This window comes from Bifidobacterium sp. ESL0820 (assembly GCF_052606235.1).
Genome location: NZ_CP199594.1, coordinates 1,592,854 through 1,606,014 on the forward strand (window position 1 = coordinate 1,592,854; position 13,161 = coordinate 1,606,014).

The window sequence follows — 13,161 nt, forward strand, 5'->3', positions numbered from 1 at the left end:
TTTTCGCCAAGGACGTGTGGCGGACCTGCTTAGAAGGCCTGGACAGACGTGAAGCGTAGGGAGTTGCCCGGCATGCCGTCCATGGGCACCCAGACGACCAGGTCCTGGGTCGTGACCGGTTCACGCAGGGTGACCTGGGTGGTGCCCGAGGGATCGAAGCTGAAGTCGGCCAGCGGCTGCCCCTGGTTGGGCTGGGCCGCTGTGGAGTTCGCGTAGATCTGAGCATGGCCGCCGCTCTGGGGCATGACGATGGTCAGGCGGGAGACTTCCTCCGGCTTGGTCAGGTGCATGTACCATCCGAATCCCTGCAGGCCGGCGGGCTTGTTCAGGAAGAGCTGCCGATCCGACTGATAGGCCGTGGTGTTCTTGGGCTTGGGCGGATCAGGGACCTTCTTGGCCTCCTTGTCGGCATGGCTGACCTTGTCGGCTCCGGCCTTGGCCTTGCCGTTAGCCTTGGCCTTGCCATTGCTGGAAGTTGTCGCCTCCTCGTCCCCATCAGTCCCACCGGGGAAGGGGACGTTGGACATGACCGGCCAGCCGCCCTCCTCCTTGCCGACGTTGGGCCGGGAGCCGGAGATGGTCGAGACCGCCCAGACCAAGGCCACTACGATGATTGCGGCCGCTACCGCAATGACTACAGAGCGAGTCGTAAAACGGCCGAATAGACGGGTGTCGGCCATGTCTGTCTCGTCATCCAGATCCTCGTCCTGGCCATCGTCCGGAAGCTCCGAATAGGTCACCGGCGCCGGCATGGAGTGGATCTCAGGCGTGAAGCTGGGGGGCAGGGGCTCCATGACCGTGGTCTGCTGCTCTTCTTCATCAACATCGGGCTTCTTGGGAGATCGGGGCGCTCGTTCGGCATGCTGATTCGGGTCGACATTCTGCCGCTCTTCGTATGCCTGGTCGGTCGAGCCGCTGGCCACGCGGGCATGGGTCCTGTCGTGTGCCTCGGCGTCATCCTCGCGCCGGGCATGTGAGTCTCCATTGCTCTGTGGGGCGCTCTGTGAGGCGGACCGGCTGGATGCCGCCCTGGCCTGACGGCCGCCGGACTTGTCGAAGTCCCACTGGGAGAAGCCGCGCTCCACGGGGTTGTCGGCGGTCACGCCGCTGCCGCTGATGGCCTCGGGCGGCCGATGCTGATCGTCTCCCACGGTCGGCATCCGCCCGGTCACTGCCTTGGACTCCTCGTCATGTAAGGCAGCGGGCCTGGCAGTCGTCGTCCTGAGTGCGCTCACATCCATGGCTGCGGTCCTGCGGGAGCGGCTGTTCAGCGAGCGCTGCCGCTGACGTTCGTCGAAGAGCGAGAAGAGGTCGGTGTCCGTGTCTTCGGGATTGAGCATCTCGATTTCGCCCCGGCCGGGGAAGAGCAGTTGGTTGGTCTTCCAGTGCGGCTCATGATGGGTCACAGTCTGTGCGGCAGGCAGGGCGGAGGAGGTCAGCCCATCGGGCAAGGGCAGTACATCCTTGGGATCCACCGGTCTCAGAGCCACGGTCTCGATGGAGGCGCGGCCGTCCATCTCAGGCCAGATCAGATCGCTGTCGGTCAGCTCCTCGGGAGGGATCCAGGGGCTGAGCAGCGCCGACAGCTCGGCCAGAGTGACCAGGGGCACCGGCTTGGCCCCCTGGTCATCAGTCAATCCCAGTCCGCGCATGCAGATGATCCTGAACTCTTCGGGCGTGTGCTTGGGAAGCTCCTGCAGGCTGGGCTGCCGTCCGTCTTGGTCGGGCCGGCGGGTCAGCATGGCGTAGAGCACGCCAGCCAGTTCGCGTATGGCATGCTCCTCGTCCGTCAAACCCATCTCGTTCGGGACTGACGGGTGCGCGATCATGGGCGAGATGGGGGCATCTGCCAGGGTGATAGAGGCCGGCGCCAGCCTGATGGTACTGGTTGAGACTGCATAGTCGACCATGCCGGCGGCATGCAGGGTGCGCATGGCCTCGGTGACCTCGCCCATGATGGTGCCCATGGCCCGGTCGCTCAGCGTCTCGCCGGCGGGCCCGTGCATATAGTCCCTCAGGGACATGCCCGCATCGGGGGCGGTGACGATCAGAGAGACCCCGTCCCGGGTGTGCAGCTGGTAGACCGGAGTGAATCGGCGGTCCTTGTTCAGCGCCAGGCCGGAGGCGTTGACGTTGATCAGGTCCGTGCAGGTCGAATCGCCGGCGATGAAGAGCTGGCAGTCCCTGTCCAGAACCTTGTCCTTGGCCCGCCAGACGCTCAAGCCCTTGGCACGGCGGAGCAGGGTGACCAAGGTGTATCTGCCGAGGATGGTGTCTCCGATATGCGCGTTCATGCTTGCCGAGCTCTCATCAGAAGTGGGGCGTCGCCTGTGGTTGGCGACGCCGTGGTGGACCGTGCTGTTCCTAGGCACAATCCTAACGGGTTGCGGGGCCGGAGGAGCCGGTGGGGGCCCGGCTGTCGCGGATTCTCCATCAGTGCCGGGCTCGCCGGTCTCTTCGAAGTTCTCCAGAGCCGCGTCCATGCCAGGCTGGGTGGAATCAGGGGAGGAGGAGTGCACCACCCTGACCGAGCGGTCGGCCAGCCGGGAGGGCCGTCCCTCCAAGGCGTCCAGGCTGCGGACCGGGTGCCGCGCCGTCCTGCCCAGACGGCGGGCCAGGTCGACCATGAGCCGGGTGAATTCCTCGGTGCGCAGCGCGACCAGGGTCACGGCGTAGATGGCCGCTGTCAGCAGGGTGATGACCACGCAGATAAAGAGCGCCTGCACCCAGCTCATGTGGCCCTGCCGGTCCTGGACCCAGGCGCCGACCAGGCGGGTCAGCGGAGCCTTGACCGTCAGGGAGGCTGCCAGCGCCAGGCCCGCCGCCAGAAAAGCCTTGGCGTAAGTGCTAAGAATGCGCCGACCGTCCAAATATCCCTGGAAGGGTCTGCGCAGCATGCCTGCCAACATGGGGAAGCTGAGGATGTTGCTCAAGGACAGGCTGAGTCCGACCAGGGCCGCCCAATAGCGGGGAGGGGCCAGACGGATGGATGCCAGGACCAGCACCACCTGGATGGTGTTGGAGACGGCTGCGAAGATGAAAGGATGCCGTCCGTCCTCGAAGGCGTAGAAGGTGCGCTGAATGAGCAGGAAGGCGCTCATGGGCACCAGCCCCAGGGACAGGCCTATCAGGGGTCCCGAGATCAGGACTGCCTCGTGGACGCCCACGGAGGGCAGCAGGGCACGGGTGATGGGCACCGGAATGGCCAGCATGACCGCAGTGAAAAAGAACATCATCAGCCCGACATTGCGCAGGGCCTGGCTCAGATCCTCGCGGGCATCCCCGATGCGGCCGTCCGAAACCGCCTTGGACAGCTTGGGGAAGATGGCCGTGCTGACGGAGACGGCCACCAGGGAGTATGGCAGGATGAAGAGGGTGTAGGCGTTCTGGTAGGAGCCGTTGCCGGCGATGTCCAAGGGGTTGCCCTCCAGGGGGGCGCCGTTGTTGATGCGGGCGTTGATCACATTGGCCAGCTGGTCGATGACCACCACACCCATGCTCCAGGCGGCCACCGAGCCCATGGATCGCAGGCCGATGCCCCGCAGACCCCAGCGCGGTCGGTAGCGGAAGCCGCTCATGATCAGGGGGATGAAGAGGACCAGCGCCTGGAAGGCCACCCCCAGGGTCCAGGCTCCGGCGGTCAGGGCCACCTTGCCGTTGTCCCAGAAGCCGACCGGCTGGCTGCGGGCGTTGCCGAACAGGAGGATGAAGACCAGGAAGCCCAGGCAGCTGATCAGATTGGCGCCCACCGAGCTCCAGGCGTATGCGGTGAACCGGCCCTTGGCGGCCAGGATCTGGCCCAGTACCGTGTAGAGCCCGTAGAAGAAGACCTGGGGCATGCACCAGAGGGTGAAGGAGTTGGCCAAGGCCCGCTGTGCGGGGTTCCACTTGGAATTCAGATAGATGGTGGTCAGCACCGGAGTGCCCAGCATCAGCAGCAGGGTCAGCAGGGCCAGGAGAACCATGGCGACCGTGATCAGCTTGTTCAGCCGGTCAGCTGCGTCCCGCTCCTTGAGTGTGCGCACGATCTGCGGAACCAGGACGGCGTTGAAGATGCCGCCCGAGATCAGGGTGAACATGACCTGGGGGATCATGGCGCCGGTTTGGTAGGCATCGGCTGCGATCCCGGTGGTGCCGATGGCGGCTGCCAGCAGGATGGTGCGGATCTGCCCGGTCACCCGGGATGCCGCGGTGCCCGTGGCCATGATGGCGGAATTGCGCCCTACGGAGCTCATTCGTCCGGGTCCTTCGTGCGGTGGAACTGCCGCCAGAGCCCCAGGAGCCCAAGCAGCACGGCGAAGACAATGATGAGCAGGCCGCTCATGTCGCTCAAACGAAGATTGCTGGTGATCTGGGCCCGGCGCATCTGACCGAAGGGGCGGCCCTGGCTGTCCAGCAGGCCGATATCCACGTTGGCCCTGCCGGCCGTCGCCACTCTGACCTTGAAAGTCACTTGGGCCTCGGAGCGGGCGGGAATGACCACATCCGCCAAGCGCGAGGTGACGATCTCCATGGAGTCGGTGCGAGCGCTGATGCGGGCGTGGACCGGGTAGGGGTGGCTGTTGCTGACGGTGACGGGCATGGAGGCCGTCTCGCTGACCACGTTCAGAGACTCGCTGGGCGTGATGCTGATGCCGTCCAGGAGCCGGTGGGATATGGCGCCGGCCTGATCGGCCAGGCCGGCGGCGGCTGCGGTTCCGCCCAGGGACTTCAGGGCTAGATCGTCATGGGCGGCGGTCAGCCGGTTCAGCCACTGGTGTGGATCCTTGGGCTGGCGGGCGGTGGCGTCAGCATCCTGTCGGGCCAAGGCCTGGCTGTCGGTCTTGCCGGTCGTAGCGCTGGCGGTGGGCTGGGAGGCCTGCTGACTGTCGGCCAGAATGGAGGAGGCGAACCGGTCGATGTCCGCCCTGCTGGCGATCAGAGAGTCCAAGGTGGCTGTCGAGCTGTCGCCATGCTTGGCGCCGCCCTGAGCGTCATCGGCTTCCAGGGCCTTGAGCAGGCCCGATGAGCCGCCGGTGAAGTCGGGTGCTCGCATCAGATTGTCCATGGGTTCCAGGCGGATCCAGGGAGCGTGCTCCAGCTCGGTCATGATCCTGTCCGCCTGCTGAGTGTCCTGATCGGCATCGAAGCAGACCAGGAGGGAGCGCTCGGCGTAGGGCTGTTCCATCTGATAGAAGGCGCTCTGGGCCATGAAGCGTGCCGTCTGCCCCGCCTGGGTCTGCTCCCCGGTGGCCCGCGTGGAGCTGGGGTTGCCCCTTGCCAGGTTGCTGAGTTCGCGCTGGGCCGACAGGACGGTCACCTGTCCGGCCTGGGTGTCGATGGTGTACTTGCCGGTGTGGGCGGAGGTGCCGGCTCCTACCTCGAAGCCCTGCGGGGCAATGACCGTCTGGTAGCCGGCGCGACGGGCTGCGGCGATGGATTCCATGGTCCACTCCTGCTTGCCCTGCCAGGCGTATGTGCCAGAAGTGGCATCAGGATAGAGCTTGGCTGCTGTCTGGGCGCTCCAGGACTCGGGGGTGACCCCGGCCCTGGCATAGCGATCCTGGTTCTGGGAGGCGTATCCGGTGATGTCGAAGTCGGCTGGCTGAATCAGCCCTTGGATCCGGGGGCGGTTGGCGAAGGCGGACAGGTAGACCGGATCGCCCAAGGTCTGCAGGGACCCGTGCTTGGCCAGCAGCAGACTCTGCTCTTCCTGGCGGCGGCTCCCTTGACGGGTCAGTGTCACGCTCTGGTCTTTATCCTTGCCCGAGCCTGGATCGGATTCGGCGCCGGGCTGGGTCATCAGCGCTGTCATGGCCTTGTCGTCAATGTTCCAGTCCGAGGAGATCAGCGGCATGACCATGGTCAGAGACAGGGCGGGTGTGCCTGCAGTGGGCAGGCCATCCCATGTCCGGGTCAGAAAGGTGAACACGTCGCCCAGGACCCGGTTCTGGCTGTCGCTCAGGGAAAGCCGGACGGGTTTGGGGCCCCAGCTGGTCATCTTCTTGATCGCGTCTTGATCAGCCGGCACATTGACTGAAACCTCAGTGCTCTGCCCGGCCGGGATTGTCGGTACGGTCTGTGTACCCAGCACGTCCGGGGTGGGGATGCGGGCGTGGCCTTCGGACCAAGCCTGCATGTCGGCCCGGGAGCTGAAGGAGTACAGGGCGCTGGTGGACACGCCCAGATGGGCATTCTCCATGGGCTGGTTCGCGGTGTTGGTCACCGTAGCGCGCAGGGCGTAGCCGGATTTGTCAGTCACCACAGGCGTCGACCAGCGCAGGGCCACCTCGGCCGAGTTCTGATGATTGGGGGCAGCCAGGGCCGGTGTTGGCAGCCAGGGAGTCATCACCAGGGCTAGCAGGAGGACGATCGCCGGTAGGATTCGAGCCCACCGAGCCCATCGGTTGAAGGCATGGGTGCGCTGGCTGGTGCGCCCGCTCGGGCGCAGGGGGGTCTGGATCATGGCTGTTTTTTATACTTCCTCGCGTAGAGCCAGGCTATTTTACGCTCATTAGGGTAACTGAGCACGGAGGTCAGGTCGGAAAAGTCCACCCAGATGGCATCTTCGGCCTCATGATCAGGGTCGCCCTCCACGCTCAGGGATCCGCCGATCATACGCAGGACGAAATGATGGACCAGCTTGTGGACCCGTTGGTTGGTTCCGGTGAACCAGTAGTCGATGGTGGCGATGGAATCGGTCACCCTGCCCAGTATCCCCGTCTCCTCGTGGACCTCGCGCACGGCCGTCTGCTCGGGTGTTTCCCCCTTCTCGATATGCCCCTTGGGCAGACACCATTCCAGGTGGCCCGAGCGGGAGTGACGGGCGATGATGGCCACCCGGTCATGTCGGTCGAAGATCAGTCCACCCGCCGAATACTCCCGCACTACGGGCAGTTCCTGGGCATCCAGGGAGGCAAAGGTGGAAGGCCCTGAGGCATGCTTATGCCGGGGCATGAGGGCAGGCGTGGGAGCGTCATCCTCGGTCTGTATGCGCTCGCGGACCCGCGGATCCAGACGTTCGCTTACAGTCTCCACCAGGTGGTCCCGCCCCTGCTGTCCGCGGGCATGGGTGCCCGCAGAGTCGGCGCTATGTGCAAGCATGCGCGCCATGTCCGCGGGCGTAATCATACTCCAACTTTACGTAAGGTAATGTGCAGGTGGGGTAACGGTATGCTAGTAGGCGCATCAACTCCGTAGGAAAGGGTGAGCGTGGATTTCCAAGTCTGGCCGGAGGCCATCGAGCTCGGGCGCCTCTTCGCCGAGCAGGGATATGAACTGGCGTTGGTGGGGGGTCCTGTACGCGATCTGCTCCTGCACCGGCACTCCCACGACCTGGACTTCTGCACCTCAGCCCGGCCCGAGCAATTCGAGCCCATCCTGCGTCACTGGGGATCGGGCTTCTGGGACATGGGGCGCAAATTCGGCACCTTGGGCGCGCTGCGGCGGCGTCCTGACGGAACCGAGGTCAAGGTGGAGGTGACCACCTACCGGCGAGACACCTACGATCCCAACTCCCGCAAGCCCGAGGTGGACTATGGGGACAGCCTTGAGGGCGACCTTTCGCGGCGCGACTTCACCGTCAACGCCATGGCCCTGCGGGTGCCCGACCTGGTCTTTGTGGATCCCTACCGGGGGGCCAACGACCTGGCCAAGCAGGTGCTGCGGACCCCGGTGGACCCCCGTCAGTCCTTCGACGACGACCCCCTGCGGATGATGCGGGCCGTGCGGTTCGTGGCCCAGCTGGGATTCACCATCGCTCCGGAGACCGCAGAGGCCATCACCCGCATGACCGATCGAATCAGCATCGTCTCGGCCGAGCGGATTCGCGACGAGCTGACCAAGCTCATGCTGTCCGACCACCCCGTCCAGGGCATCGAGGCCTTGGTGCAGTCCGGCCTGGCTGACATTGTTCTGCCCGAGATCCCCGCCCTGCAGCTGGAGATAGACGAGCATCACCGGCACAAGGACGTTTTCGAGCACACACTGATGGTGGTGGACCGGGCCATCGCCCTGGAGACAGGACCTGACGGACCTGTGCCCGCCCCGGATCTGACCCTGCGCCTGGCCGCCCTGCTGCACGACATCGGCAAGCCCGCCACCAGACGCTTTGAGCCCGGCGGCAAGGTCAGCTTCCATCACCATGATGCAGTCGGGGCCCGGCTGGCCCGCAAGCGCCTGAAGGCTCTGCGCTTCGACCACCACCTGATCGCCGACGTCTGCGACCTGATCTCCATGCACCTGCGCTTCCACGGCTATGTGGACGAGCGGTGGACCGATGCGGCCGTGCGCCGCTACGCCCGGGAGACCGGTCCTCTTTATGAGCGGCTCAACCGCCTGACCCGGGCCGATGCGACCACCCGCAACAAGCGCAAGGCCCAGGTCTTCTCCTCCGCTATGGACGAGTTGGAGGACAGGGTGGCTCAACTGCGTCGGCAGGAGGATCTGGATGCCATCCGGCCAGACTTGAATGGAAAACAGATCATGCAGATTCTGGGCCTCAAGCCGGGACCGCAGGTGGGGCGTGCCTATCGGCACATGATGGACTACCGCCTGGATCAGGGCCCGGTCGACCAGCAGACAGCCGAGCAGGAGCTGCGGGACTGGTGGCAGAGCCAGGGCTAGAGCCAGGTCTGGTCCGCATTCTGCAGGTTCGGCTGCCGCCGGATTATATGTAGAAGATGTTTGCCTGGTCATCAGGTGCCAGGCTGGTATTGGCTGTGATTGTTGTACGGCCCGGACTGTTGCTTACTTGTGTGAAGTGTTCATGCTGCCTGTCGTGCGGGCCTGCTTTTGGCGGCTTTTGGCGGCTGTGGCGGCTCCTGCGGTGAGCAGTCCTATGGCGAGCAGAAGGAGCATGCCGTCGCCTCCGGTCAGGGGCAGGCTGGCGATGGGCAGGTACCGGTAGGTGTTGCCCTTGTCGGTTTCCTGCTGTTTGCCGTCCTGGGTCCAGTCGATGGCCACGGGCGCCAGCCCCGGCGTGTAAGGGGGAGTGGTCACCTTCCAGGTGCCGTCGGGGCTGGGCTTGAGGTCCTTGCCTGCGGCGAGGCACGTGCCCTGCTCCTGATTCTGGCCGAAGCATACGCTGGTGGTCTGCGGCTCTCCGGGGAAGCCGACCGGTCCCGGCCGGCTGGCCGGCCAGGCGTTGGAGGGGGCGCGCCCCAGCTGACCGTTGCCGTTGTTTCCCCAGGTGTAAAGCTGGCCGTCGGAGCCGATGGCTGCGGAATGATACCATCCCACGCCGGATTGTTTCCAGGCGAATCCCTTGGGCGCCCCCTGGGGCTTGCTGACCAGGGTCGGCGTCTGCCGGTCGGTGGTGGTGCCGTCGCCCAGCTGGCCGCTGATGTTCCATCCCCAGGCGTACAGGTTCCCATCGGATCCGGAAGCTACAGAATCCCCGTCGCCTAGGCTGGCTTGTGCCCAAGTGAATCCATTGGGCTTCGCGATCTGAATTGGCGTCTGCCGGTTGGTGGTGGTGCCGTCGCCCAGCTGGCTCTCGGAATTTCTTCCCCAGGTGTACAGGCCGCCGTCGGAGCCGATGGCTGCGGAATGATGTTCGCCTAGGCTGGCTTGTGTCCAGGTGAATCCTTCTGGCGCTCCTTGGGGCTTGCCGATTTGCACTGGCATGTTCCGCTTGGTGGTGGTGCCGTCGCCTAGTTCGCCGTACTGGTTGTCTCCCCAGGTGTAGAGGCCTCCGTCGGAGCCGATGGCTGCGGAATGCCAGCCGCCCAGGTTGACCTGTTTCCAGGTGAATCCTTCAGGTGCGTCTTGGGGCTTACCTATCAGGACTGGTCTGTTCTGGTTGGTGGTGGTGCCGTTGCCGAGCTGGCCGTATTCGTTGTACCCCCAAGTGTAGAGGCTGCCGTCGGAGCCGATGGCCGCGGAATGAAAGCCGCCCAGGCTGACCTGTTTCCAGGTGAATCCTTTGGGTGCTCCATCGGGCTTGTTGACCAGGACTGGTCTGTTTTGGTTGGTGGTGGTGCCGTCGCCCAGCTGGCCACTGCCATTGTCTCCCCAGGCGTACAGGTTGCCGTCTGAGCCGATGGCTGCGGAATGCCAGCCGCCAAGGATGACTTGTTTCCAGGTGAACCCGTCCGCCGCCCCCTGAGGCTTGTTGACCAGGGCCGGCCTGCTCCGGCTGGTGGTGGTGCCGTCGCCCAGCTGTCCGTCGTCGTTGCCTCCCCAGGTGTAGAGGTTGCCGTCTGAGCCGATGGCTACGGAATGGTTGTAGCCCAGTCTGATCTGGTTGAATCTGATGCCTCGCTGTGCGGGCGGAGTCAGGGTCACCTCGGTGCCGCCGGTCTCGGGCCCATGGTCCGGGCTGATGGACCAGTGCTGCGTGTCTTCCCTGGTCCAGTGGGCGGTCAGGGTGGTGTCATGGGTGACTGGCTGGCTGAAGTCGTAGGCGACATCGCCTTGGAACCAGCCGTCGAACAGGCAGCCTTCGGCCCTCGGGTCCGGGTAGGGGCGTTCCGTCTGCCCGTCCTGGGTGACGGACTGGCTGGGGGGCATGCCCGTGGGGGTGGGGCAGGAATCGTTTTTGGAATTGAAGCCGACTTGGTATTGGGGGGCGATGTACGTGTATTGCAGGTGATCGTCCGGCTGCGGCCCGTTCCGGCTCCAGCCGACCGTCACGTCCACGCCCCCCGGCTCATGCTTGGGCGTGGATACCTGCCAGGTGCCGTCTTGGTTGGCCGTGATCCCTGTGGCCTTGGCCTGGCCGAACAGGACGCTGGTGGGCGTGACGGCGCCGGGGAAGTTGACCATGCCCGGCCTATTCCAGCTGGTGGTGGTGCCGTTGCCCAGCTGGCCGTTGCCGTTGACTCCCCAGGTGTAGAGGTTGCCGTCCGAGCCGATCGCTGCGGTATGGTTGCATCCTGGGATCGTGTATTTCCAGGTGAACCCGGCGGGTGCGCCTTGGGGCTTGCTGACCGGGATTGGCCTGCCCCGGGTGGTGTTGGTGCCGTCGCCCAGCTGGCCGTTTTCGTTGCTTCCCCAGATGTAGAAGTTGCCGTCCGAGCCCAACGCCTCGGTATGCCAGTCGCCCAGGTTGACCTGTTTCCAGGTGAACCCGGCGGGTGCGCCTTGGGGCTTGTTGACCAGGGTGGGCGTGTGCCGGTCGGTGGTGGTGCCGTCGCCCAGCTGGCCGCTGAAGTTCCATCCCCAGGTGTAGAGGTTGCCGTCCGAGCCTATAGCTCCGGAATGATTGCAGCTAAGGCTGGCCTGTTTCCAGGTGAATCCTGCTGGCGTGCCTTGGGGCTTGTCGACCTTGATCGGCCTGGTCTGGTTCGTGGTGGTGCCGTTGCCCAGCTGCCCATACTGGTTGTTTCCCCAGATGTAGAGGTTGCCGTCCGAACCGAATGCCGCGGTACTCAAGTCGCCTAGGGTGAATTGTTTCCAGGTGAATCCTGCTGGCGTGCCTTGGGGCTTGTCGACCGGGGCCGGTGTGTTCCGCTTGGTGGTGGTGCCGTCGCCCAGCTGGCCGCGGCCGTTTTGGCCCCAGATGTAGAGGTTGCCGTCCGAACCGAATGCCGCAGAATGGTCCCAGCCTATGCTGACTTCTTTCCAAATGAATTTTTCCGGCGTGCCCTTGGGCTTTTTGACTTGGACTGGTGTGGACCGGTTGGTGTTGGTGCCGTCGCCCAGTTCGCCAGCGCCATTGTCTCCCCAGGTGTAGAGGTTGCCGTCCGAGCTGATGGCCGCGGAATGAAGGCCGCCCATGCTGAGCTGGCTGAGTCTGATGCCGCGTTGCGCGGGCGGGGTGAGGGTGACCTTGGCGCCCCCGGCTATGGGCCCTTGGCTGGGGCTGATGACCCAATGGCCGTCTCCCTTGGTCCAGTGGGCGGTGAGGGTGATGCTGCCGGTGACGGGCTGGGTGAAGTCGTAGGCGACGTCGCCTTGGAACCAGCCGTCGAACAGATATCCGTCCCTGGCGGGGTCGGGGCTGGGCCGACTGGCCTGGCCCCCGTCGGGGATGGTCTGCCTGCCAACGCTGCCGCCGCCTGCCGTGTCGAAGCTGACCGTCCAGGCTGCGGAGGACCGGGCCTGGACGGCATCAGCATCGCCGGCAGTGTCGAGCATGGGTGAGGAAGGCATCGGGGTCGTGTGGCTCAGGGGTGAGGACGTTGGCAGGGGTGAGGACGTTGGTGGGGAAGACATTGGTGGGGAGGAGGACGGCGATACGGCCTGCGGGCTATCATCCCCCTGCTGTTTGTCCAGGGTGGTGGGCGCGGCTTCTCCGGATGGACTGCCGGTGCTCCCGGCCAAAGCCGGTGTGCAGGACAGGGCTAGGAGAAAGGCCAGGGCTGCTGCTGCCATGCCTGAACGCTGACGCATGATGAGTCGACCCCCTTCTTCGCAGAGCCTGTACAGCATCCCCCCGACATCGCACTCAAAACTGTATCAAAAAGCTGTACTAAGAAACTGTATCAAGTCCCCAAACACCCACCAACCAAGGGTATTACATTCACTACCATACCACGCGCGCAAACGCCTCAGGTTGAAGGTTCTACAACAGCCGGGTCCGCGCTCCTGGGCGGGATGCCAGGCCGGCAACATTGCTGCGGTGTCAGGCCTTGGGAGCCTTGGGCAGGTTCTTCAGGGAGGAGGGGTCAGCCAGGCAGCCCTTGATGGCTTTGATGTTACGGCCTACGACAGAGGTGCTGTCCTCGTCGTTCAGATCGGTAAAGGTTGCACCGATGACCACATCGATCAGATCGTCGCTGCGGTCGTCCATGACCAGCACGGCATCGTTGAATTGGGATCCCACCGTGTAGCCGCGGTCGATGGCCGAGGCGCCGAAGCGTATCTGGGTGCGCGCTGTCTCGGTCTTGCCCGGATAGTCTGCCACATCCTGCATGTTGAATCCCCGATTGCGCAGGGCCGACGCCAGAGCAGTGGCCAGACCGGACTTGTTGGTTCCGTTGAGCACCCGCACACGGATGTCGGGGTGGTTGACCAGCTTGGACTTGTCGGGCGGACAGGGCACAGCGACCCCATAGTTGGGCTTGGCGATGGTGGCGTGTTTGGCGGTATGCCCGATGGATCCGAAGATGATCAGACCACAGATGACCAGGATGACCACCAGGGCGCTGACGGCTATAGTGAAGACCATCTTCTGCCGCCGTCGTACGAACTGCCTGCGGGCCTCGCGTTCGTCGAGTGGTTCGGGATTCGTCATGT

General features: G+C 64.7%; 6 protein-coding genes. 1 reads left to right on the forward strand and 5 read right to left on the reverse strand.

All coding sequences use genetic code 11. From position 1 onward, the window contains the following. Positions 1-29: 29 nt before the first annotated feature. From ACUIAH_RS06265 to ACUIAH_RS06275, 3 genes are read right to left on the reverse strand one after another with little or no spacing between them, the layout of a single operon-like run. Positions 30-4,235: a lipid II flippase MurJ gene (locus ACUIAH_RS06265; protein ID WP_445340703.1), complete on the reverse strand. Its 4,206-nt coding sequence runs from the start codon at positions 4,233-4,235 to the stop codon at positions 30-32. Further along, a complete protein-coding gene (locus tag ACUIAH_RS06270; RefSeq protein WP_445340704.1) occupies positions 4,232-6,445 on the reverse strand; it encodes a DUF6049 family protein in 2,214 nt (737 codons plus the stop codon). Before ACUIAH_RS06270 ends, ACUIAH_RS06265 begins: the two co-directional genes overlap by 4 nt. Further along, the gene (locus ACUIAH_RS06275) at positions 6,442-7,083 is read right to left on the reverse strand and encodes an NUDIX hydrolase (protein ID WP_396184227.1); all 642 of its coding nucleotides are present in this window, start codon (positions 7,081-7,083) and stop codon (positions 6,442-6,444) included. The genes ACUIAH_RS06270 and ACUIAH_RS06275 overlap by 4 nt, the downstream gene beginning before the upstream one ends. Before the next feature lie 108 nt (positions 7,084-7,191). Between ACUIAH_RS06275 and ACUIAH_RS06280 the strand changes: the two genes are divergently transcribed. Then, positions 7,192-8,604, forward strand: a complete 1,413-nt coding sequence (locus ACUIAH_RS06280) for a CCA tRNA nucleotidyltransferase (RefSeq protein ID WP_445340705.1) — start codon at positions 7,192-7,194, stop codon at positions 8,602-8,604. 123 nt (positions 8,605-8,727) lie between these two features. On the opposite strand, the gene ACUIAH_RS06285 is transcribed toward ACUIAH_RS06280, so the two are convergent. Both ACUIAH_RS06285 and ACUIAH_RS06290 read right to left on the reverse strand, forming a co-directional pair. Then, positions 8,728-12,315, reverse strand: a complete 3,588-nt coding sequence (locus ACUIAH_RS06285; RefSeq protein ID WP_445340706.1) for an RCC1 domain-containing protein — start codon at positions 12,313-12,315, stop codon at positions 8,728-8,730. Positions 12,316-12,547: 232 nt separating this feature from the next. Next, entirely contained in the window at positions 12,548-13,159 is a 612-nt protein-coding gene (locus tag ACUIAH_RS06290) for a LytR C-terminal domain-containing protein (protein WP_029676096.1), read from the reverse strand. Between the last annotated feature and the right edge of the window lie 2 nt (positions 13,160-13,161).